Here is a 20,129-nt window from a genome sequence, read left to right on the forward strand (position 1 = left end):
AATTAAACTGGGCTAGAATACGCCAAAAAAGGATAAAAAATGAGAAAATTTCTAGTTGCATCTCTCGTCGCAGTTTGCTCATTTGGTGCTGGCTTAAATTTCAAAAGCCTGCAAAGTGACTTTACGCAAACTGTTTTTAGCGAAGGCAAAAGCATAAACTATAAGGGTAGATTTTACGCTAAAAACGACAATACTGCACTTTGGATATATGAAAGTCCAACGCCAAAGAGAATTTATTTTAACAAAGAGCGTGTGATCGTTATTGAGGACGAGCTTGAGCAAGCTATCATTTCAAAGCTTGATGATACGCCAAATTTGACGCAAGTTTTGGCTCATGCGGAGCAAATTCAACCGACACTTTACAAAGCGATATATGACGGAGTTGAGTACTTTATAACTATTAAAAACACGCTTCCAACGACGATTGACTATAAAGACAAGCTCTCAAATAAAATAAAAATCACTCTAAGCAACCCTGTAAAAGACGCGCTAATTCCGCAAGAGACGCTAACTCCTGTCATTCCTCAAGGTTACGACATCGTAAATCAATAAATTTGGCTAACTTTAGCCAAATTTATTCACTTCTCTCCAAAATCTTTTCCAAATTCTTGAACGTTATTTAGATCGATAGGCTTTTGAACTACATCATTTGGATCTGGCGAGATGATGATCTCATTGCCCTTTTTCTTCTTTTCTGGTTTTGTTACAATCTCTTCATTAACACTTGGATCGGAGCATAAATTTTGGCTTTTTATTGCTTTTATGATCTCGCTTAGTTCAAGATCATTTATCACTTTTATATTTAAGATAAGCACATCATCGATATCAAGAGAGTGCTTTTTGGCTGCGTATTTTATGAAAAGCTCTTTAAATTTCTCTTTTCCCATTGAGGTTAAAATATCTTCCACGTAAAAGCTGCCAACTATTATGTTTAAAGCATCAAGCACATACGCTTCATTTTCTTCAACATCGCGTCCGACAACTTCAAGGTTCATATTTATCTTTTTTGTTAAATTTTGTCCAGCTTTTGAGTAGATATCTGTTTGAAAATCTCTTACTTTTAGCACGTCTGCAAATGCAAAAACACAAAAAGCAAGGCTTAAAAATAGCTTTCTCATAAATTCTCCTTAATATGCAAAAATACGTTTTCTTGGTAAAATTTCTTAACTTCGTCGTCAATTTTAACCACTTTTCTTAAATGCTGCCTAAAATCACTTTTTTTATCATAAAAAAGTTTTAAATTTTTAGGACTTACTGCACGAGAAAGTGCGACGTAGAGTTGTCCTTTGGCAAAAATATGGTTGATATTACAAATGAGCGAGTTTATGCTCATTCCTTGAGATTTGTGGATAGTTAGAGCGTAAGCAAGCTTAAATGGAAACTGATAGAGCGATGCCTGTACATTTTCTTCGATCTCATCTTCGTTTAAATTTAACGAACTAAATATATAAGCGGCTTTTTCTATCTCGCAAATTTCGCCGCTATCTTTTTTCACGATCACGCTTGAGATGACTCCGTTTTCTTTTAAGATTTGCATGATCTTGCCTTGCTCACCGTTATAGTACTCACCCCATTTATTTGACGTAAAGATGATCTTAGCGCCTATCTTCATCTCCAAATCCCTTGAGATATTTAGCGTATTTGCCCATTTTTCAAACTCTTTTTTATCTAAATTTTCATCCAAAATGCTCACATCTGAGTTTGAAATTTCAAGTGGCGTGCTAAGCTCTGAGAGCCTTTTTTGATTTAGCATTTCAGCCTCGGCATTTCTGCCAAAAAGTACACTTGTATCATCATCTGGCTCTATCTTGGTCACTCTTAAACTCTCTATATAGCTCATTATTTCATCATCTAACTCACCAACTCTAAGACGAGAGAGAATCTCATAAAATTTAAGATCATTTGTGCGTTTTGAGACTAGTAGCTCAACATTTGTAAATTTCATATCCTCCCACGCACTGGAGTTAAAAGCGTATAAAAAATTAAAAAGCCTATTTTTGTTTTGCTCCTTTTGCACTGGTGGAAGCTGATAAAAATCGCCCACTATAAGCACCCTACCTTTAAATTTGGAAGTAAGTAGTCGGTATCTTATCATCTCCATTAAATCTGAGCTCACCATTGAAATTTCATCAATTACAAGCAGATCACATGCATCAAGCATATTTCTTAGCTTGCTTAGTTTGTCTTTTTGATGATAGTCAAAGCGTCTTAGCTCCTCATAATCCTTGCAGTAGCCAAATTTAAAAAAGCTATGCAAGCTAACTCCTCCAAGGCTAACGGCACTTATGCCAGTTGAGCCAAGGATTATGACGTTTTTAAAATTTTCTTTGTAGTGTCTTATGACGGAGGCGGTTAGATAGCTCTTGCCAACACCGCCGCCGCCTGTTAAAAAGACGTTTGAGTGGGATAAAATTTCTAAAATTTGATCTAGCATCTACTCAAACATCTCTGGGCGATACTCAAAGTGCATCGTATCAAAGTGCTTCCAGCGTCCGCCCCAGATAAATTTATGTTTTTCAAAAACACGCACTATCTTTTCAGGGATGAGGTTTTGGTAGCCATTGCTCCACTGCCAGTAGTGGCTCTTTTTCACATTTATATCGATCGCGATACCGTAGCTGTGCGCACTTAAGCGGTTTGTGCCAGCGATGATGCGCCATTTAAATGTCCCGCCTGGATCTTTTAAATACTCAAGTAAGGCTGGATCGCTCTTTGCCATCTCGTTTAGCTCGTTGCTCACATTCTGCAAAGCAGCTGCGGCTCCATTTTTAGAGTTAAATGGTAGTTTTAGCGCAAGGCTATCTTTTAGCCAAACGACATCTACCAAATTTGCTTTTACCTCGCTCTCGCTTGAACCATAAATTTTGCCTAAAAACTCATAATTTCTACATCTGCCAGCATCACTTAGTGCAGTGCTAAGCGGCGAAAATGCAGCGTAATCAAGTGCATTCATATCCTCTATATCAGCACCGATACTACACTCATCATCTTTTTGTTTAAAGTCATCATAGACTAAACTCGTGCCATCGCTAAATTTGACTAAATTTTCCTCCACTTTAACCCCATAAGCACGCTCAAGGGCAGAAATTTTCCTCGCTTTGTCGCTTATGAAATTTTCAGGTTTTATGACGTTTATAGAGTCCACCTTTGAGATAAGCAAATTTGCATTTTGTATGTCGCTCCTGTTTTGACCGATATTTAGCGTCGTTATCGCTGTTGCACCAATTAGTGCACGGCCGTTATTTTCGGTTTTTAGTCCCCAAGCATCATGCACCACATATATATCATCGCCCTTGTATCCAGCATAAAGCATGATATGTCCTGGCAGATGCACAAGCGTAAGATATGGCACACCCTTTTCTTTTATCTCTTTTGTCTTATCGGCATTACTAAGTCCTTTTAGATCAAATTTTTGTCCCATATTTGCTTGAGCTCTTGAGTTTCTAGGCAACCACACGCCAAAACTTGCTAGCAAATCTTTGGTAAAAAGCGAGCAATCCCTTAGCTTATCGACCCCACCCCAACCATAGGGCTGAGTAAGAAGAGAGCTAATAAGTGTTTTTAGATTTGAGTCGTTAAATTTAAGAGGAAAAAGGGCGCCAACAGACTTTGGCAACACAAATTCTCTCAAGAGATTTCTTACATAAATTTTACCGTAGTAGTTTTTACTATCCTGCGCCAAAACAGGCAGTATCGCTCCAACTCTTGAGTAAAACAAGAAATTTCCAGCCTTGTCATAAACTGGCATTTTATCCGTTTTTATAGTCACAAAACTTGACTTTTGATAGGTATTTGCCTCATCGTCGCTTATAAATTTAATATCCTCGACCTTTACCCAGCCCCAAACCGCATCATCGCTAACAAACGCCCATGCCCTGTCTTTAGAAAGATGCGAGACAAAAAGTGGATAAGCGATACTTAGTGTTGATTCTTGTAGATAATCAAAGGGATAGCCCTCGCCTGGAGTTTGCGGATTTAAAAATATCGGCTCATCGGTTGGAAAATTTCTTAAAGCTGTGTTTGCCGAAGTTATAGCATAAGCAGAGATACTTGAAAGAGCTGAGAAATTTGCATTGTCCTTTTGTGCGTCAAACCAGCTTTGAGGTATCTGTCTAAAATTTGAGCCAAAATACTTTCTCTTTTCACTTGGCTTATATATATTAAATGCCCAAAAGACATCGTTTGGATTAAATTTTACGCCCCTTAATGTAAAAACCTTAAACCTTCTTTTTAAAATTTCCTCTTGGTCAAAGCTTGCACTTTGTATATTTTGCGGTAGCGACGAGGCATCTTGCTTCATTTCAAAATCAAGCAAACTAATGCGTTCATTTGGCTTATATACATTTTCATCTGGTAAAGAATTTTGCACACTTGGCTTTGGCTGGGTCTGTGAACATCCCAAAAACAAAGCAACACTAAATGCTAAAAATATACACTTTTTCAACTTTTTTCCTTATCCTTAAAAATAGCTTCGACGATCAAAACAAAAATATAAAACATCTTTTCATCGTTATTTTTACAAATTTGCTTCATAGTCTCATTCTCACTTTTTACTTTTATGTCATTTGACCTTAAAATTTCTACAATATCAGAGCCAAATTTCTTTGAAAGCTCGCCCACTTTTACATCGTTTAAAGCGTTTAAAAATCTAGTAGTGTTACAATCCATCTGCACTGGCTTGTGATTTAAAATATTTTTAAACTCAAGGCTTAGTTTCTTTAACTTTTTCTTCTTAATATAACTATGAACAATCGTCAAAACAACCAAACTAAAGCCAAAGAAAATGTGTAAATTCAGCGAATTTTCACTCATCTCTCCCTTTAAAAAGAGCATGCTGCTCGCAAAAAGCCCCACCACGCAGACAAAAAGTAGTAACAAGATGATATATTTAAAGATCACCTCAAGCATAATATTATTTTTTAGCCTATCAAACATCAAGCCGCCCTATCTCTTCTTCACTGTAAACTAAAATTTCATTTTCTTTTAGCAGTTTTGCTGTGATGCCATCGCCTAAAATAAGCCTCTTACTAAAACTTCCATCATAAATTTGCCCACTTCCACAACTTGGACTTTTTGATTTTAAAATAGCCTTTTTGCAGCCATTTAGCTTAGCTATCTTTAGGCAAATTTCTGCTCCATTTTTGAAATTTTCACTCACATCTTTGCCTGAAAATTTACAAACAACCGCACCATTTTTCATCTCAGCCGGTTCCCTTGGTGTACTAAGCCCACCATAAACTTCAGGACAAACAAAAAGCAGATGAAATCTCTTTGAAATTTCATCTAAAACATCTTTATTTAAAAGATTATTTTCGCCGTTAAATTTACAATTTATGCCGACTAGGCAAGCACTTATTAAGATTTTTTCTCTCAAAGCCCGGCTTCTTTTAAAAGTTCACCGGCATAAATTTCACGAAGTTTGCTTGAAATTTCTCCCACTTTTGCACCATTTATCGCTTTGCCGTCAGCATAGACGACTGGCAAAAGTATAAGCGTAGCAGCCGAGATAAAGGCTTCATCAGCACTATAAACTTCATCCATGCTAAATTTTCGCTCCTCTATCTTAAGGCCAATATCTTTAGCGATTTTTAAAAGTCTCATACGACGAATTCCTGGCAAAATTTCATTTGAAAGTGGCTTAGTAATGAGGGTTTTGCCCTTGATGATAAAAGCACTTGAGCTACAGCCCTCTGTGACAAAGCCATTTTCCACCATAAAGCCCTCGTCTGCACCTTTTTTGTGAGCTTCATTTTTAGCATAGCACTGAGCTAGAAGCGAGATAGACTTGATGTCACGCCTTTTCCACCTGATATCCTCGACACTTACGACTTTTATGCCAGTTTTTGCAGCAGGATTGTTTAAAATTTCACTCTCGTAGCAAAAGATAAAGACGCTTGGTGTTAAATTTTCCATAAAATAGAAATTTCTAAACGCCACGCCTCTTGTTACTTGCATGTAAATTCCGCCTTCTTTTAAGGAGTTTTTGGAGATTATCTCGTTTAAAATCGCTTCAAATTTTTCCTTTTCGTAGGGCAAACTTATATCTATTTCATTTAAGCTTCTTTCAAATCTCGCCCAAAATCCATCTTTATCAACCATTTTTGAATTTATCACAGGCACAACCTCATAAATTCCATCGCCAAATATAAATCCTCTATCAAAAGCACTAACTTTTGCCTCGTCTTTTTGCAAAAATTCTCCATTTAAAAAGACGGTTTGTAAAGCTTGATCTGCCATTTTTAGCTCCTTAAATTTTGGGCAAATTGTATCTAATTTTGTTTGAATTTATAGATTCTTAGATATAATGAGCCAAAATTTCAAAGGTAAAAAGTCTATAAAAAATGCAAGAAACTTTAAAAGATAGAATCATAAAAAACGTTTTTTTTGTTTCAAAACAGCCAGTTTTATTCAGGGATCTACTTGAAGCAAATGCCCTTTTTAACGAAGGTATGCTAATAGATGGAGCAAAGCTAAATTTTAGATTTAACCACATCAAGCTCTATCAGATTTACGCACTTATCTGTTTTGTCATTTTATTTCCATTGTTAATCATCACGCATCATTTTTTAGCAAAAACTGACGCGCATATATCGATAATAGCGACTGCTGTCGTTACTTCGGCCGTTTTTATTGGCTTTGATATGTTTAAAGTTTGGGCAAGAAGAGAGATAAGTCACGATCTTATCAAGAAAGCTTGGAGTGTGCATTTTCCTTATTTTAGCTATGAAAAATACTCAAGCAAGGTCGAAGAAATTTATAATACTGCTATAAAAAATGACATATCAAAAAAAGATTTAGAACAATATATATATGAAAAGCTAATCTCTCAGAAAGAAAGTAATTAGCAAGTTAAAGATAGGCTTTGTTTATTGAGCTAATTTTATTTTTGTGCAGTTGTATACAAAATGGCTATATTATTTGCCAATATAATTGAATCGCCAAAATTTAAAAAACTTTAAATGTTCAGTTATTTCCATTGACGCTCTTGCATATTATTTAAAATTTGATTTTTATAACGTAAATTTTCGAGCTTTATATTAAGAGCTCTATTTTCCTCTAAAAGCATATCTCGTTTACCGCTAATGTCCGCTATATCTCTACTTATATAATAAATTTGATTTGCTATGTAAATTTTTGGCAAAAATATAGCTAGAGCTATAAAAACAGCTAAATAGACCATCACTAATGTCTTAAAGCTTAAATTTACCTCACGTTTTTGCTCCTCGTCGTGAAGCGTCAACAGCTCTTCTTTTTCTTGCATCTTTATCCCTTTATCTTAAAAACTCGAAGTTTTGCACTCTTGCTTCGCGAATTTATCTTTAGTTCATTTTGACTTGCTGTTAGTGGCTTTTTGGTTAAAATTTCTCCTAATTCGTGGTTATTTCCGCACTCACATCTATAGACGCCAGGTAGGCAGATACAGCTATTCGCCCATTTTTTAAAGCGCTCTTTTACGATCCTATCTTCAAGCGAATGAAATGTAATAATCGCCACAAGACAATCTTTAAAACCACATTCTTCTATACTATCAAGCAAATTTGTTAGCTCATCTAGCTCACCATTTACCTCTATCCTGATGGCTTGAAAGGCAAGTATTGCAGGGCTAACTCCGCGCCCTTTTATCTGGGCTGTACCTATTAAATTTGCAAGCTCTTTTGCACTCGTTATCTTGCCAAAATTTCTAGCATTTATAATCTTGTTTGCAATCCCGGCAGCATTTTTTAGCTCTCCATAATCTCTAAAAATTCTAACCAACTCGTCAAAAGAGTAATCATTTACAACATCATATGCGCTAAAATTTCGCTCTTTGTCCATGCGCATATCAAGTGTACTTGAACTAAGACTAAAACCCCTATCATCTTTATCTATCTGAAGTGAGCTAACACCGATGTCAGCCAAAATTCCTCTAACATTTAAAATTTCTTCTTGACTTAGCTTGCTAGTCAATTCAGAGAAGTTACTTTTATAAATTTTAACCCTACTACCAAATGGCTCAAGTTTTTTTAGTGAAAAATTTATAGCTTCATTATCTCTATCACAGGCAATTAAATTTAAATTTTTATTTTGAGATAAAATGGCGCTAGAATGCCCAGCATATCCAAGCGTACAATCTATAAAATTTCCATTTAAATTTTTAAAAAAAGATAGAACTTCATCAAGTAAAACACTGATATGTGGACTTTGCAACACTGCCTCTTTATAGTAAATAGTGTGGAAAATTTATCGAAATTTTACTTAAAAAGCTATCATTACACAAAATTTTACATAAATTTTAAGATAGCTTAAATATAATCGCTTAAACGTAGGAGAAAAAATGGAGCTAGAACACTCAATAAATGAGATAAAAACAATATCACTTTCTATGTTTAGAAAGAATTTTTTTGGCGTCTTTCACGGCTCGATTTCGGCAAGAGTTGAAAAAAATCAATTTATAATCAATAAACAAAATGCCATTTTTGATAATTTAAAAGATGATGACTTGACGCTTCTTTCATCAAAAAAAGACTATCGTTGGAATGAAGCTAGTCTTGATGCTGATATACACTTAAATATTTATAAAAATATAAATGAGGCGAGATTTGTTTGCTACGCGATGCCACCATACGCAACTGCCTACGCAATGAAACATGAAAAAATAGTACCGAAAGATTATTTTGGATATATGAGATTTGATAAAATTTCAGTCTATGATCCAAAACAATATGATGACTGGTATGAACGTGCAGAAACTGAAATTTATAGATATATGGTTGAAAAAAATACAAACATTATTATCATTAAAGGATATGGTATTTATGCATACAGTAGAAGCCCTCAGCTTCTTGCAAAAGAGATAGCTCTACTAGAAAATAGCTGCAAATTACTTCATTTAACTAGTGGTTATAGCGATTATAGTATTTAAAAATTTTGCTAACAATACTAAAAAATTGTTAGTAAAATCCTCCACAAAGATATTTTTAAAGCCCCTATTTTAAGCTTATTTAAGGCAATTTTATATAATATATCATACAAATTTCGTTAGTCTTTTAAAGGAAAATTTAATGTTGTCTTGGATGCAAAAACATAAAAAATACCTAGTTGTTACCATTTGGGTAAGTACAATAGCCTTTGTTGGAGCAGGCTTTGTAGGCTGGGGAGCATATGATTTAAACAGCAATCGAGCCACTTCGGTAGCAAAAGTAGGACACAGAAATATAAGCATTCAAGAACTACAACAAAAATACGATAATTTGTATCAATACTACAATAATCTTTTTGATGGTAAATTAACACAAGAAAAGGCCAATGAGTTAGGCTTACAAAATGCTGCACTTCAGGCTACAATTCAAGAGAATTTACTATTAAATTTTGCAGACGATATAGGTCTTAGTGTTAGTAAAGATGATATTTTAAAATATATAATCGCTGATCCAACATTTCAAAAAGATGGTGCTTTTGATAAAAATTTATACTACGATATTTTAAGAAGAGCTAGAATAAATCCAACTGATTTTGAAGAAAATTTAAAACTAACAATACTACTTGATAAGCTTAGAACTATTTTAAATTTACCAGCTAGCAAAGAAGACATTGCAATGATGGAAGCAAGCTTTTTTATGCAAGACAAATTAGCAATACAGATAATAAATGCTAATCAAAGCGATATAAAAATAGATGAAAAAGAGCTAAAGAATCTTTGGGAAACAAATAAAAACAACTATATGACAAAGACTATATACGGTCTAGAAACATACTTTATAGAGTCAAATAAAAATGATGTAAATCAAACTACTTTGAGTGACTACTATAACGAAAACAAGGAGAGATACAAAGGCTCTGATGATAAAATCAAATCATTTGACGAAGTAAAGACTGAAGTTGTCAAAGACTACAATATCGAGAAAAGCAAGACTGATGCTTTAAAAAAATATACCTCTATCAAAAAAGCTGAGCTTGCAACAAATGAATTTGTTAGTATAAATGAAGATAATGCAACATTCTCACTTGATGAAATAAAAGGGGCAAAAGTTGGCGAGGTTATAAAACCATTTACATATAAAGATGGATATTTGATAGTTAGAGTAAAAAGCATAACTCCTCCACAACCTATGAACTTTGAGCAAGCAAGAGCAATGGTACTTGAAATTTACAAAGATAAAAAGAAAAAAGAAAACTTAACAACCATAGCAAAAGAGTCTTTACAAAATTTCAAAGGAACTGATATAGGCTTTATCAGTAGAGATATAAATAGCTCTATCTCAGGACTAAATGAAAGTGAGACTAGAGCTTTTGTTTCTCAACTTTTTGAAACTAACAACAAAAAAGATTATGTTATATTAGAAGATAAGGCCGTTACATACGATATTTTGGAACAAAGGTTGCTTGTAGATAATATAGACAATAACTATAAGCAAATAACACAGCAAAACGTTACAATGCTTAAAAATAATGAGTTAATAAAAGATTTAACAAATAAACTTAAAAAATACTATGAAATTAAAGAATATATCAAAAGGTAATTTATCTTGAGTACAAAAATTTTAGGTATAGATATCGGCTCTTTCCAGATTTGTGCAGTAATAGCACAACATGATGAAAATGGTATTAAGATAATTGGAATTGGAACTGAAAAAACACAAGGAATAAGAAAAGGTGTTATAACTAATATTGAGCAAGCTGCAAAGTCAATAAAAAATGCATTAATAGAAGCACAAAGGGTTGCGGGAACACGCTATGAAAAAGTCATAGTTTCTATTTCTGGTGCGTATACAAAAAGCGTTGACAGTAGCGGTGTAGTAAATATACCAAATCATGAAATAGGCATAAAAGAGATCGAACGTGCTATGCAAATGGCCGATCATACAGCTGATATACCTCATGAATATGAAAAACTACATGTTCTTCCTTATAATTTTAAAGTAGATGGACAAGAACATATTGAAGATCCAATAGGTATGAACGGTAGTAGGCTAGAAGTTCAAACACATATTGTTACAGTACAAAAGTCTTCTATTAGTAATCTAAGAAAAGCCGTAAATTTAGCAGGCGTTCAACTAGATAACATAGTCCTTTCAGGATATGCTTCTGCAATAGCAACATTAACAAAAGATGAGAAAGAACTTGGTGCTGCACTTGTTGATATGGGTGGTGCTACTTGTAATCTTGTGGTACATTCTGGAAATTCTATAAGATACAATGAATTTTTACCTGTTGGCTCAGCAAACATTACAAATGATCTTTCTATGGCTCTGCATACACCTCTTCCAAAGGCAGAAGAGATAAAATTAGGTTATGGTGCTTTAATAAATAAGTCAGTTGATTTAATAGAGCTTCCGATCCTTGGAGATGAAACAAAAAGCCACGAAGTTTCACTAGACATAATATCAAATGTTATATATGCCAGAGCAGAAGAAACCCTTATGGTACTTGCTAAGATGCTAGAAGATAGCGGCTATAAAGATAGCATTGGTGCTGGAATAATACTTACTGGCGGCATGACTAAGTTAGAAGGTATTAGAGATCTTGCATCCGCAATATTTGACAAAATGCCGGTTCGTATAGCAAAACCAAAAGAAATGGATGGATTATTTGAAATTTTAAGAGACCCAGCAAATTCTTGTGCTATAGGGCTTTGTTTGTATGGTGCTGGCAACTTTAGCCCATACGAGATTGATTCTGAGAAAAAAATGAGATACCAAGGGGAAATAGCCTCAAAACCGAAAGCAAATTTTAGAAATGTTTTTGTAGAAGAAGAAAACGTACAAAATTTTGGACAAGAGGTGCAGGATCCAAATGAAAAAGAGGATAGTTTTTCTGATAAAGATTTTGAATTAGAGATAGCAAATAAATCAAAAAACAAAGAAGAGCTTGCCAATATTGCGGATATTAGCAAACAAGAAAAAAAGCCAAATGCTTTTGCAAAATTTTGGTATAGTATTACACAATTATTTTAAGGAGAATTTCAAAAATGAGTAGCTTCACAGTAGAAGAAAATAAAAGCATCTATGGTGCAAAGATAAAAGTCGTAGGTGTAGGTGGAGGTGGTGGCAATATGGTCAACCACATAATAAGAGTTAATCCAAATTTAAATATAGATCTTATTGTTGCTAATACAGATGCTAAGGCTCTTGAAAATTCTCTTGCACATACAAAAATACAGCTTGGAGAAAAGACGACAAAAGGCCTAGGTGCAGGCATGAGACCTGAAATAGGAAAAGCTGCTGCTGAAGAGAGCTACGATGAAGTAAAAAGCGCACTTGAGACATCAGATATAGTTTTTATCGGTACAGGACTTGGTGGTGGAACTGGTACAGGTGCAGCTCCAGTAGTTGCTCAAGCTGCAAAAGATATTGGTGCACTAACAGTTGCAGTTGTTACTATGCCTTTTATGTTTGAAGGAAAAAAACGTAGAAAATTGGCTGATTGTGGCCTTGAAGAACTTAGAAAAGAAAGCGATTCTATTGTTGTCATTCCAAACGATAAACTCCTAACATTAATTGATAAAAATGCTGGCATAAAAGAAAGCTTCGAAATGGTTGATGAAGTACTTGCAAGAGCCGTCAATGGTATGAGCACAATCGTGCTTGATTCAGGAAAAAGCGACATAAATCTAGACTTTGCGGATGTTAGAACGATTATGAGCCATAGAGGGCTAGCTTTAATGGGCGTTGGCGAAGCAAGTGGCGAAGATGCAGCACAAGAAGCTATAAAAAATGCTATACAATCACCACTTCTTGATAACATGACAATAAATGGTGCATTTGGTATTTTAGTTCATTTTAGAATAAGCCCTAGTTGCCCACTAGCTGATATCAATAATGCGATGAGCATTATTCATGAGGCAGCAGATGAAGATGCTGAAATTATATTTGGTACAACAACTGATGATAAAATAGAAGACAATAAAGTTGAAGTTACAATAATAGCAACAGGTTTTCAAAGCTCACAAAAAGAAACTGAAAAAAAAGATGAAGTACAAACTTCTACTACAAGCGATATCATAAAAAAAGAGCGTATATTAAGACTTAAAAAAGTTAGTGGTGGATATGACGAAGACTATATGTCACAACTTGATGTGCCATCATTTATGCGCCATCAAATGGACTAATAAAAAACAAACTCCTTAAAATTTCTAGAGAGCTTTTGCTCTCTAGCTTATTAAAAATTTACAAACTTTAAAATCTAAAAACTTAAAATTTAAACTCCAAGCTGTGCTTTTACAAAATCACTTGCCATTTGTATATTCCACTCAGGCTCCCAAACAAGGTCGATCTCGCACTCTTTGATACCTTCTATATCAAGCACGGCAGTTTCTACCCAGCCAAGTATCATTTCATGTAGTGGGCAAGATTTAGTTGAAAGCGTCATAGTAACTTTTGCTTTGCCATTTTCATCGCAGCTCGCATCGTATATAAGTCCAAGCGAAACGATATCAAAGCCAACTTCTGGATCAACGATATTTGACAGTGCGTTATAAATTTTTTCTTTCATTTTTTATCCTTTAAAACCAGTAAATCTAAAAATATTTATTATATTTATCGATAGCAAAACTATACTAATAGCTATAAAAATCATACCAGCTTGCACTAAAATTTCTAGTTCAAAGCAAGTTGAGAGAAGATAGCAAAGAAGCGAGATAGCATTAAAAGCTATACCAAAATAAGCTATCTTTTTTAGTATCATGGCATCAAGAAGTGGCACTTTTACCTTTCCAACAAAAGGTGCTACATAGTGATACCATATGAGAAATGGTGCAATCTTGTAAAGATGGGCTACGATAAAAGCAAATAAAAAGCCATATATTAAAAAATATGCAGCTAAATTTAATTTATCCAAAGCTATAAAAACAGCAGCACCAAGTAAAGCCACCAACGAAAGCACGATATTTACATTCCAGTAATCATACGCCTTTCTAACGCGTTTTTTTAAAATATAAAGTGCTTGAGCTATAAAAAGTAAAGCCGCTAAACATATTGACAAAATAGATAAATTTTCATTAAAAGCTAGCAAGATACCACCTAAAATATAGCATGCTAGCGAGGCCTTGCTAAGTGTAAATTTTAGATCGTGAGCTAGCGCAAACATAGGTAGGAGTACGCTAGCAGCTCCAAGTATCACAAGGAACACAAATCCCAGTACAAAATAAACGTGAAATTTTAGTGTCATCTCAAAATCAAGCATCAGCGTGCCACTAAGTATCATAAGCAAGCAAAAACCAAGCGTTATTCCAATTACCAAAAAGATAGCTGAAACAAAAAGTGCAAAGGCCGCAAAGCTCTTTTTTTCATTATCCATAAAGCTTAATGCGTAAGTCGTTGCAAAAAAAGCGAGTGAGCAAAAAAGCAAAACTCCACTAATTTGTAAAATTTTAGCTTCAGCAAATAACATCCCGTAGCACATGCCCAGCAATGATAGACAAAAAATAGCCAAATTTAAAATAGCACCTTTTGCTGTAAAAAATGGCTTTTCTAAGATGACTGAGGTTAGCTGATAAAGTGCTCCGATAATAATACTCATAACAAAGCCAACAAAAAATATATGCAAAAAACCAGCTGTATTTAGCGAGCTAATCGCATCAAAATCTGCATAAAAGAATGCCGGCACACTTAATGCTAAAAAGAAAATTCCTGCTATAAAATAGCCACCAACTAGCTTAAATGGCGGCGCGTAAGTATTTAAAAGCATCTTAGTGACAAAGACTACTGTCTATATTTTCTATACTAGCACCGTCTTTTAAGCTAAAGATCATCTTGACGGCCTCACCGCCGATATCTTCACGCTCCACATCAAAGCTTTTTTCAATCTTTGGGATAAGACCGGCTGGAAATTTGTGATTTACCATCATAATCTTTGTATTTTTATCAGCAAATTTAATAGCAATCAATGCATTTATCATAGGCTCTGGTGGCACACAAGGGCGAGAATCAAACCCAACAAAATTAACACCATTTTCACTAAATTTATAAAATGGTACCGTCGCACCCTCGGCATTAAACTGCTCTGCATTTTTAAAAAATTCACTCATTTTTTCTCCTTTTGATTTTGGAGAATTATACTCTGATTAAACTTTTCAAACCATTGATTTGCTTCAACAAAAGCTACTTTACGTAGGGAATAAACTCCTCGTATCCAAGCCTAGCCATATCCTCAAGCGGTATAAATTTTAGACTAGCTCCGTTTATGCAATACCTTAGTCCGCCTTTTTTGCTTGGTCCATCATCAAAAACATGTCCAAGGTGCGCGTCGCTGTTTTGTGACCTCACTTCAACCCTTTTCATCATAAACGAGTTGTCCTCCTTATATGAAAGAGCTGTTGTCGTGATTGGCTTTGTAAAGCTTGGCCAGCCACATCCTGCATCAAATTTATCTGCACTTGAGAAAAGTGGCTTTCCGCTCGTTATATCTACATAAATGCCTTTTTGATCAAATTTATCATACTCGCTGCTAAATGGCCTCTCGGTCGCTGCTTCTTGCGTCACGGCATACTGCTCGCTACTTAAATTTTTCTTTAGCTCATCTTTACTAAGTGGCTTAAATTTTGCCTCATCATAAAGCGGTTTATCAGCTAAGCCTAGATCGATATGGCAGTATCCAAAAGGATTTTTATCAAGATAGTCTTGATGATACTCCTCACCTAAGACGAAATTTTTAAGTGGCGCCACCTCAACCACGATCTTATCTTTAAATTTCTTTTGCTCTATTTTCATAAAGCTCTCTATCGTTGGCAGATCACTTTCGCTCACATAGTAAATTCCGCTTCTATACTGCCTACCAACGTCATTGCCTTGTTTATTTAATGAGGTCGGGTCGATCACTCTAAAAAAGTGAGCCAAAATTTCAGCCAAAGCGACTCTATTTTCGTCGTATTTTACATAAAGTGTCTCAGCATGATCACTCTCATGAAGCTCGCGGTAGCTAGTATTTTCGCTCTTGCCATTCGCGTAGCCTACCTTTGTATCCACTACGCCAAATATCTTTTTAAAATATCCCTGCATACCCCAAAAGCAACCGCCTGCTAGATAAATTTCTTTTAAATTTTGTCCTGCCATCGTCTGCTCCTTTATAAGCTCATCCTTTGCCATCAAATTTAGACCAAAAAACACTGCCGCCATTAAGATAAATTTTAAGATATTTTTCATTCTATCTCCTTTCATTTTTGAAAGATTATACGAAAATTAAAGTTATAAAGTGTGAAGAAAGGGGCAAGCGCCCCTAAATTTTAGTGTAAAAAGTGTCTAACGCCAGTAAAGTATAGCGACATACCATGCTCATCGGCAGCCTCTATCACCTCATCATCTCTGATGCTACCGCCTGGCTCGATGACACATTTTACGCCGACTTTGCTGGCGATGTCGATGCTATCTCTAAATGGGAAGAATGCCTCGCTTGCAAGTACGCAGCCACTTAGATCGATCTTTAGTTCTTTTGCCTTTGCCACGGCCGCACGTGCAGCATCCACACGGCTTGTCATACCCATGCCAATAGCTACCATAGCACCATCTTTTACATAAACTACACAGTTGCTCTTCGTTAGCGCAGCCACTTTCCACGCGATCTGGGCATCTTTTAGCTCGCTACCAGTTGCAAATTTCTTACTCATTTGCTTCATATTTTCAAGCTCTTCGTCTTTTACATAGTCTCTTTCTTGAAATACAAATCCACCATCAACGTGCTTAAAGTCAAATTTATCATTTGAGCGAACTAAAAATTTATTGTCTTGAGTGAAAATTTTGATACGTTTTTTACTCTCAAATACTTTAAGAGCTGCTTCATCAACGTTTGCAGCGATTATTACCTCAACGTAAATTTCATTTATCTTTTTAGCTAGCTTTTCATCAAGTGTGCCATTTATAGCGACCACGCCGCCATATGCTGAGATCGGATCGCACTTAAGCGCAGCCTCGTAGCTCTCAAGCAATGTATCTTTTACCGCAAAACCGCAAGGGTTAGCGTGCTTGATGATAGCCACTGCTGGAGCGTCATCAAAGCTAGTTGCAAGCATCAATGCACCATTTATATCGGTCATATTATTGAAACTTGCCTCGCCTTTTAGGGCTCTAAAGTTGTTTGTGAAGAAATAATCAAACTCATAAAGTGCGCCTTTTTGGTGTGGATTTTCTCCGTATCTGGTGTCAAAAACCTTGTTGCCAACGATAAATCTAGCATCGCCAAAACCGCTGTTAAATCTATCGTTCATATAGTTTGCGATCGTGCTGTCGTAGGCTGCTGTGTGCTCATAAGCCTTGATCATAAGCGATCTTCTAAACTCAAAATCATCGCTCTTTTCTCTTAGGCGCTTTAAAATTTCATCGTAGTCAAGCACGTTTGTGACTATGAGCACGTCTTTAAAGTTTTTAGCCGCACTTCTTACCATGGCTGGGCCACCGATGTCGATATTTTCGATGATCTCAGCAAAGTCATCAGTCCTAATGGTAGTCTCTTTAAATGGATATAAATTTACGCAAACCAGGTCAATCCCCTCGATGCCATGCTCTTTTGCCTGAGCCACATGCGTAGCGTCGTCACGTTTGTGCAAAATGCCGCCATGTATCTTTGGATGAAGCGTCTTTACTCTGCCCTCAAACATCTCAGGCGACGCCGTAAATTCGCTAACTTCAGTAGCTTTGACGCCCTCAGCCTTTAAAAGTTTGTAGGTGCCACCAGTTGAAAGTATCTGCCAGCCAAGCTCTTCTAGCCCCTTTGCAAACTCTACAATGCCCTCTTTATCGCTAACGCTAAGCAACGCTCTCATTTTTTCTCCTTTAGATTGATTAAATTTATTTTATTTCTCCGCCAAACACATCGCTTTTTCAAGCACAAGTAGCCCCATAGCTGTATCTTTTTTAATATTTTGTTCCGTTATGCTTTCAAGTTTTTTTAAATTTTCATCGCTTGATTTTATGGCAAAATGACTATTCTTATTTAAATTTTCTAGCTTGCCATCAACGATATCAACACTAAAAGCATATCTTGAAATTTGTCTGCCATTAAAGTAGCTAGAATTTAATACGTTTAAATTTACAGCCTCTTTTTTGCCAAAAGCCTCGCATATAGAGCTTTTTGAGCTAAATTTGACCACCTTTATACCACCCTCATCTGAAAATATATACTCTTTAAATTCGTTTAAATTTTTAGTCTTTACAGCCTTAAAACTACTCTCCATGCCACTATAGCTGGCCAGAATAATACTAACACTACTTGTTTTGTTGTAGTCGCCTATTTTTTTACCATTTTCAAAAAGTGCGTTATCTTTTAGTTCAAATTTGATCTCATTGCCATTAAGATCGGTCACACTTAGCTCTTTACAAAAGGCAACCGCCGCCAAAAGCAAAATAGCAAATTTTTTCATCTAAACTCCAAATTTCTCTTTCAAGCGCCCATAAGCCTCATTTATCTCTTGAAGCTTTTTGGTCGAGCTTTCTATCACTTCCTTGCTCTCACCTCTACCCATCAAAATATCAGGATGATACTGTCTAACAAGCTCTTTATAACGAAGCTTTACCTCATCAAAATTTGCACTCTTGCTAAGTCCTAAAACCTCAAATGGATCATTTTTTTCTATACCGGTATTAGAATTTGTCTTAAATCTTGAACTATAAAAATTATCAAATTTTAAGATAATCTCATCAAGCGTATCTTTATCAATGCCAAATCCATAAGCGATATTTCGAATGACGGCTTGCTCGCTTGCATTAAACTCACCATCAATATAAGCTAAATTTAGAAAAAATGTGAGTCTAGCGACACAAATATCGTAGTTTAGATTAAACGCACGCTTATAGTTTCTGGCGGTTTCATAGGCGTTATCTACATTCTCTTTTTGACTATTATAGACATCTTTTAGATACTCACGCACACCGCTAACGCCACTAACTTTTTTACTTAGATCATCAAGCACCTGACTAATGAGCCTAGCTTCTAACTCGCCTACTCTGCCGTCACTCTTAGCCACTTTTGCCAAGAGTGAGACTAAAAATTTAGCCTCATTTACGTTTGCTTGTTTTCTGAGGTTATTGCTTAACTGTACCTTTAGCAGTAAAAATATAGCACCGCCTAGTATCAATAAAAATAAGATACCAGACATGTTACCACAAGTGATAGATAGTATTTTTTATTTTGCCATTTACTAGCTCGTTTTTACGCCAAGAGCTCTCGTCATTCATCACATTCCAGCGACGCTCTTCAGGACGATAAAACCAGTCCTTATCTATCTGATAGTAAATTTGCTTGCCATTTGTTTCAATGATGTTTGCGATATTGTTATCGTGGTAGCTATTCTCATCATAGTCAGTAAAAGCCCGCTGACCCATCTCAGAGTAAAGTAGCGTTAACTCTTGAAGCATTTCATTTAGATCGTCATCCATCTTTTTTACATGAAGGCCGATCTCGTGTGCCTCTCTAAAGAGGATCGGATATTCGTGAGCTGGATAGTCGCCATTTAGCCTTTCAGAAATTTCTGCGATCTTTTTATCATCATCTATGTGATACCTAAGAAGCTCGGTGCAAATCTTAAGCGATAGCGAGCTAGCACGATCAACCGCACCAAAGACTAGCGGATGAATATACTCATAAAGCGAATTATAAGGGTTTGTGTCGTTTGGCCTATCTTTATCTTGTTCTTTCCAAAGCTTTACCACACGACTAAGTTCGTCCATCGAAACGCTCACAAGCTCATTGCCTTTATTTGTCGGGCTAAGCTCGTGTTTTAGTGAAGTATCAACAGGCGTTAGATAGGCAAGTGGGCCCATGACGATCTCATTTGCGCCAAGTGCCATCATGGTAGCAGCTGAGGCGCAGTTTGCAGGTATTAGAGCTATTAAATTTTTGCAGTAATTTCTAAGTGTAGTGATAATCCTAAGAGCGGCGATACCGCTTCCGCCGTCACTTTTTATAAAAAGATAAGCAGTATCTATCTTTTTACCCTTTAAAATTTCATACATAGCACTTGCATCGTTGCCGCAAACGCTACCAGCATTTGAATTATAGTAAGTTATCAAGGTGGCGTTTAGTCTTTTTTCGATCGATTTTATTAAATTTTGTGTCTTACTAAAAAGCACTGGCGGTTTTGCTACACCTCGCTTTTCAACTTGCTCTGTTTCCTTTTGCTCATTTTCAGCCTCAGCGACCTTGCCCTTTTTCAAAGCCATTTT

22 protein-coding genes are annotated in these 20,129 nt (G+C 35.7%); 6 read left to right on the plus strand and 16 right to left on the minus strand.

The window, feature by feature from the left end:
* Window positions 1–39: 39 nt before the first annotated feature.
* Window positions 40–552: a LolA-like outer membrane lipoprotein chaperone gene (gene lolA, locus A3854_RS04330; RefSeq protein ID WP_084041469.1), complete on the plus strand. Its 513-nt coding sequence runs from the start codon at window positions 40–42 to the stop codon at window positions 550–552.
* A 26-nt stretch (window positions 553–578) separates the two neighbouring features.
* On the opposite strand, the gene A3854_RS04335 is transcribed toward lolA, so the two are convergent.
* From A3854_RS04335 to A3854_RS04360, 6 genes are read right to left on the minus strand one after another with little or no spacing between them, the layout of a single operon-like run.
* Window positions 579–1,118, minus strand: coding sequence for a hypothetical protein (locus A3854_RS04335; RefSeq protein WP_084041470.1), 540 nt, complete (start codon window positions 1,116–1,118; stop codon window positions 579–581).
* Entirely contained in the window at window positions 1,115–2,434 is a 1,320-nt protein-coding gene (locus A3854_RS04340; RefSeq protein WP_084041471.1) for an ATP-dependent DNA helicase, read from the minus strand. The genes A3854_RS04335 and A3854_RS04340 overlap by 4 nt, the downstream gene beginning before the upstream one ends.
* The gene (locus tag A3854_RS04345) at window positions 2,435–4,444 is read right to left on the minus strand and encodes a bifunctional C40 family peptidase/M15 family metallopeptidase (RefSeq protein WP_084041472.1); all 2,010 of its coding nucleotides are present in this window, start codon (window positions 4,442–4,444) and stop codon (window positions 2,435–2,437) included.
* Window positions 4,441–4,935, minus strand: a complete 495-nt coding sequence (locus tag A3854_RS04350; RefSeq protein ID WP_084041473.1) for a chemotaxis protein — start codon at window positions 4,933–4,935, stop codon at window positions 4,441–4,443. The genes A3854_RS04345 and A3854_RS04350 overlap by 4 nt, the downstream gene beginning before the upstream one ends.
* Window positions 4,928–5,374 (minus strand): DUF523 domain-containing protein, encoded by a 447-nt coding sequence (locus A3854_RS04355; RefSeq protein WP_084041474.1) that lies wholly within the window; start codon window positions 5,372–5,374, stop codon window positions 4,928–4,930. Before A3854_RS04355 ends, A3854_RS04350 begins: the two co-directional genes overlap by 8 nt.
* Window positions 5,371–6,237, minus strand: a complete 867-nt coding sequence (locus A3854_RS04360; protein WP_084041475.1) for a D-amino acid aminotransferase — start codon at window positions 6,235–6,237, stop codon at window positions 5,371–5,373. Before A3854_RS04360 ends, A3854_RS04355 begins: the two co-directional genes overlap by 4 nt.
* Window positions 6,238–6,341: 104 nt before the next feature.
* On the opposite strand from A3854_RS04360, the gene A3854_RS04365 reads away from it, so the two are divergent.
* Window positions 6,342–6,845 carry a hypothetical protein gene (locus tag A3854_RS04365; RefSeq protein WP_021090515.1) on the plus strand — a complete coding sequence of 168 codons (504 nt, stop codon included), beginning with the start codon at window positions 6,342–6,344 and terminating at the stop codon, window positions 6,843–6,845.
* Window positions 6,846–6,967: 122 nt separating this feature from the next.
* On the opposite strand, the gene A3854_RS04370 is transcribed toward A3854_RS04365, so the two are convergent.
* Both A3854_RS04370 and rsmH read right to left on the minus strand, forming a co-directional pair.
* The gene (locus A3854_RS04370; protein ID WP_021090986.1) at window positions 6,968–7,261 is read right to left on the minus strand and encodes a hypothetical protein; all 294 of its coding nucleotides are present in this window, start codon (window positions 7,259–7,261) and stop codon (window positions 6,968–6,970) included.
* A 2-nt stretch (window positions 7,262–7,263) separates the two neighbouring features.
* A complete protein-coding gene (gene rsmH, locus A3854_RS04375; RefSeq protein WP_084041476.1) occupies window positions 7,264–8,187 on the minus strand; it encodes a 16S rRNA (cytosine(1402)-N(4))-methyltransferase RsmH in 924 nt (307 codons plus the stop codon).
* A 127-nt stretch (window positions 8,188–8,314) separates the two neighbouring features.
* Here rsmH and A3854_RS04380 point away from each other — a divergent pair, with 127 nt between their 5' ends.
* The 4 genes from A3854_RS04380 (at window position 8,315) to ftsZ (ending at window position 13,087) form a co-directional block, all read left to right on the plus strand.
* Entirely contained in the window at window positions 8,315–8,902 is a 588-nt protein-coding gene (locus A3854_RS04380) for a class II aldolase and adducin N-terminal domain-containing protein (RefSeq protein ID WP_084041477.1), read from the plus strand.
* 139 nt (window positions 8,903–9,041) lie between these two features.
* Window positions 9,042–10,499, plus strand: coding sequence for a peptidylprolyl isomerase (locus tag A3854_RS04385; RefSeq protein ID WP_084041478.1), 1,458 nt, complete (start codon window positions 9,042–9,044; stop codon window positions 10,497–10,499).
* A 6-nt stretch (window positions 10,500–10,505) separates the two neighbouring features.
* Window positions 10,506–11,933 carry a cell division protein FtsA gene (gene ftsA / locus A3854_RS04390; protein ID WP_021090773.1) on the plus strand — a complete coding sequence of 476 codons (1,428 nt, stop codon included), beginning with the start codon at window positions 10,506–10,508 and terminating at the stop codon, window positions 11,931–11,933.
* A gap of 14 nt (window positions 11,934–11,947) precedes the next feature.
* Entirely contained in the window at window positions 11,948–13,087 is a 1,140-nt protein-coding gene (ftsZ, locus tag A3854_RS04395; RefSeq protein ID WP_084041479.1) for a cell division protein FtsZ, read from the plus strand.
* A gap of 89 nt (window positions 13,088–13,176) precedes the next feature.
* Here ftsZ and A3854_RS04400 read toward each other — a convergent pair whose 3' ends face one another.
* From A3854_RS04400 to A3854_RS04435, 8 genes are all read right to left on the minus strand, one after another.
* Window positions 13,177–13,470: a metal-sulfur cluster assembly factor gene (locus tag A3854_RS04400; protein ID WP_084041480.1), complete on the minus strand. Its 294-nt coding sequence runs from the start codon at window positions 13,468–13,470 to the stop codon at window positions 13,177–13,179.
* A gap of 3 nt (window positions 13,471–13,473) precedes the next feature.
* Window positions 13,474–14,664 (minus strand): peptidase M50, encoded by a 1,191-nt coding sequence (locus A3854_RS04405; protein ID WP_084041481.1) that lies wholly within the window; start codon window positions 14,662–14,664, stop codon window positions 13,474–13,476.
* Window position 14,665: 1 nt separating this feature from the next.
* The gene (locus A3854_RS04410) at window positions 14,666–15,004 is read right to left on the minus strand and encodes a hypothetical protein (RefSeq protein ID WP_084041482.1); all 339 of its coding nucleotides are present in this window, start codon (window positions 15,002–15,004) and stop codon (window positions 14,666–14,668) included.
* A gap of 73 nt (window positions 15,005–15,077) precedes the next feature.
* Window positions 15,078–16,118, minus strand: a complete 1,041-nt coding sequence (gene msrB, locus A3854_RS04415; protein ID WP_084041483.1) for a peptide-methionine (R)-S-oxide reductase MsrB — start codon at window positions 16,116–16,118, stop codon at window positions 15,078–15,080.
* Window positions 16,119–16,198: 80 nt separating this feature from the next.
* On the minus strand, window positions 16,199–17,731 hold the full coding sequence (gene purH / locus A3854_RS04420) for a bifunctional phosphoribosylaminoimidazolecarboxamide formyltransferase/IMP cyclohydrolase (protein WP_084041484.1): 1,533 nt from the start codon (window positions 17,729–17,731) through the stop codon (window positions 16,199–16,201).
* 30 nt (window positions 17,732–17,761) lie between these two features.
* Window positions 17,762–18,328, minus strand: coding sequence for a hypothetical protein (locus A3854_RS04425; protein WP_084041485.1), 567 nt, complete (start codon window positions 18,326–18,328; stop codon window positions 17,762–17,764).
* On the minus strand, window positions 18,329–19,063 hold the full coding sequence (locus A3854_RS04430; protein ID WP_084041486.1) for a TerB family tellurite resistance protein: 735 nt from the start codon (window positions 19,061–19,063) through the stop codon (window positions 18,329–18,331).
* Window position 19,064: 1 nt separating this feature from the next.
* Entirely contained in the window at window positions 19,065–20,126 is a 1,062-nt protein-coding gene (locus tag A3854_RS04435; protein WP_084041487.1) for an SDH family Clp fold serine proteinase, read from the minus strand.
* Window positions 20,127–20,129: the final 3 nt, after the last annotated feature.

The organism is Campylobacter concisus, from assembly GCF_002092845.1.
Lineage (GTDB): Bacteria > Campylobacterota > Campylobacteria > Campylobacterales > Campylobacteraceae > Campylobacter_A > Campylobacter_A concisus_AQ.

What these genes read in the sequence shown, in the direction of transcription:
- A3854_RS04370 (WP_021090986.1), bottom strand. Translation starts at nt 7,261, where the DNA reads ATGCAAGAAAAAGAAGAGCTGTTGACGCTTCACGACGAGGAGCAAAAA.
- A3854_RS04435 (WP_084041487.1), bottom strand. Translation starts at nt 20,126, where the DNA reads ATGGCTTTGAAAAAGGGCAAGGTCGCTGAGGCTGAAAATGAGCAAAAG.
- A3854_RS04335 (WP_084041470.1), bottom strand. Translation starts at nt 1,118, where the DNA reads ATGAGAAAGCTATTTTTAAGCCTTGCTTTTTGTGTTTTTGCATTTGCA.
- A3854_RS04350 (WP_084041473.1), bottom strand. Translation starts at nt 4,935, where the DNA reads ATGTTTGATAGGCTAAAAAATAATATTATGCTTGAGGTGATCTTTAAA.
- A3854_RS04410 (WP_084041482.1), bottom strand. Translation starts at nt 15,004, where the DNA reads ATGAGTGAATTTTTTAAAAATGCAGAGCAGTTTAATGCCGAGGGTGCG.
- A3854_RS04430 (WP_084041486.1), bottom strand. Translation starts at nt 19,063, where the DNA reads ATGTCTGGTATCTTATTTTTATTGATACTAGGCGGTGCTATATTTTTA.
- A3854_RS04400 (WP_084041480.1), bottom strand. Translation starts at nt 13,470, where the DNA reads ATGAAAGAAAAAATTTATAACGCACTGTCAAATATCGTTGATCCAGAA.
- A3854_RS04425 (WP_084041485.1), bottom strand. Translation starts at nt 18,328, where the DNA reads ATGAAAAAATTTGCTATTTTGCTTTTGGCGGCGGTTGCCTTTTGTAAA.
- lolA (WP_084041469.1), top strand. Translation starts at nt 40, where the DNA reads ATGAGAAAATTTCTAGTTGCATCTCTCGTCGCAGTTTGCTCATTTGGT.
- A3854_RS04405 (WP_084041481.1), bottom strand. Translation starts at nt 14,664, where the DNA reads ATGCTTTTAAATACTTACGCGCCGCCATTTAAGCTAGTTGGTGGCTAT.
- purH (WP_084041484.1), bottom strand. Translation starts at nt 17,731, where the DNA reads ATGAGAGCGTTGCTTAGCGTTAGCGATAAAGAGGGCATTGTAGAGTTT.
- msrB (WP_084041483.1), bottom strand. Translation starts at nt 16,118, where the DNA reads ATGAAAAATATCTTAAAATTTATCTTAATGGCGGCAGTGTTTTTTGGT.
- A3854_RS04385 (WP_084041478.1), top strand. Translation starts at nt 9,042, where the DNA reads ATGTTGTCTTGGATGCAAAAACATAAAAAATACCTAGTTGTTACCATT.
- A3854_RS04365 (WP_021090515.1), top strand. Translation starts at nt 6,342, where the DNA reads ATGCAAGAAACTTTAAAAGATAGAATCATAAAAAACGTTTTTTTTGTT.
- A3854_RS04380 (WP_084041477.1), top strand. Translation starts at nt 8,315, where the DNA reads ATGGAGCTAGAACACTCAATAAATGAGATAAAAACAATATCACTTTCT.
- ftsZ (WP_084041479.1), top strand. Translation starts at nt 11,948, where the DNA reads ATGAGTAGCTTCACAGTAGAAGAAAATAAAAGCATCTATGGTGCAAAG.
- A3854_RS04360 (WP_084041475.1), bottom strand. Translation starts at nt 6,237, where the DNA reads ATGGCAGATCAAGCTTTACAAACCGTCTTTTTAAATGGAGAATTTTTG.
- A3854_RS04340 (WP_084041471.1), bottom strand. Translation starts at nt 2,434, where the DNA reads ATGCTAGATCAAATTTTAGAAATTTTATCCCACTCAAACGTCTTTTTA.